The sequence below is a fragment of the Bradyrhizobium sp. P2_E8 genome (assembly GCF_056403875.1).
The window spans coordinates 1-509 of sequence record NZ_JBFUES010001938.1 but is presented as its reverse complement, the minus strand read 5'-3'; the positions used below and the strand labels follow the sequence as shown (position 1 = coordinate 509).

1 protein-coding gene is annotated in these 509 nt (G+C 68.0%); it reads right to left on the bottom strand.

Features of this window, described 5'->3' with window-relative positions:
• Positions 1 to 2: 2 nt before the first annotated feature.
• A partial coding sequence (locus AC1D00_RS44805) for a TCP-1/cpn60 chaperonin family protein (RefSeq protein WP_477015174.1) occupies positions 3 to 509 on the bottom strand: 507 nt, incomplete at its 5' end.

Here is a 509-nt window from a genome sequence, read left to right as displayed (position 1 = left end):
ACTTAGAAGTCCATGCCGCCCATGCCGCCGCCCGGAGGCATCGCGGGGCCGGCGCCGCCCTTCTTGGGCAGCTCGGCGACCATGGCTTCCGTGGTGATCAGCAGGGCCGCAACCGAGGCTGCGTTCTGGATCGCGGTGCGGACCACCTTGGTCGGGTCGATGATGCCCTTCTTGACGAGGTCGCCGTATTCGCCGGTCTGGGAGTCGAAGCCGTAGGCGTACGACTTGTTCTCCAGCACCTTGCCGACGATCACCGAGCCGTCTTCACCGGCGTTGATCGCGATCTGGCGCGCGGGAGCCGACAGCGCCTTGCGCACGATCTCGACGCCGGTCTTCTGGTCGTCGTTCTTGGTGCGCAGGCCCTTGAGCTGCTCGGAGGCACGGAGCAGGGCGACGCCGCCGCCCGGGACGATGCCTTCTTCCACGGCCGCGCGGGTCGCATGCATCGCGTCATCAACGCGATCCTTGCGCTCCTTCACCTCGACCTCGGTCGCGCCGCCGACGCGGAT